The 647-nt window shown below is 34.0% G+C and carries 1 protein-coding gene; it reads left to right on the forward strand.

Going from position 1 to position 647, the window contains the following annotated elements:
* The first annotated feature begins 90 nt into the window (after positions 1-90).
* Positions 91-636 carry an N-acetyltransferase family protein gene (locus ACQV2T_RS09345; RefSeq protein ID WP_428893590.1) on the forward strand — a complete coding sequence of 182 codons (546 nt, stop codon included), beginning with the start codon at positions 91-93 and terminating at the stop codon, positions 634-636.
* Positions 637-647: the final 11 nt, after the last annotated feature.

Genomic DNA, 647 nt, shown 5'->3' on the forward strand with positions numbered 1-647 from the left:
TTAAGTGCTTTTTAGAGCAACAGATGATTATTTTCCTCTAAAAATAATACTAGGAAAAAGTAGAAATTTAAATTTATGTGGGGGATAAATATGAAATATACACCAGAAAATTTTGAACTAAAAGATGGCAGAATCTGTAAAATTCGAGAGATTCAAGTAAAAGACGCTGCAGAAACTGTTGAATATTTGAAAACCATTATGGGAGAATCTGACTTTTTGAATTCCTATCCAGAAGAAATAACCATAACTGTTGAAGAGGAAGCAAAAATGATCAAAGGCTTTAATGAATCTGATAATACACTTATGATTGTTGTTGAAATGGATGGAAGACTGATTGCAAACGGCACAATAACAAGACTAAGAAAACAGAAAATGCGCCATCGAGGAAATGTTGCCCTTGCTGTGCTAAAAGAATTCTGGAACTTAGGAATAGGGAAGAAGTTACTTCAAGTTCTCGAAGACTATGCTAAAGAATGGGGCCTTTCCCAACTTGAGCTTGACTATTTCTCAGGTAATGAAAGAGGCAAGGCTCTTTATGAGAAATGCGGATTCATCCAAGTGGGAGAAACTCCTAATGCCTATATTTTGAAAGATGGAACCCGATACAACAATATAAAAATGGTAAAAAGTATTTAGAAAAGTTTTAG

The sequence above is a fragment of the Facklamia sp. P13069 genome (assembly GCF_050409405.1).
GTDB lineage: Bacteria > Bacillota > Bacilli > Lactobacillales > Aerococcaceae > Facklamia.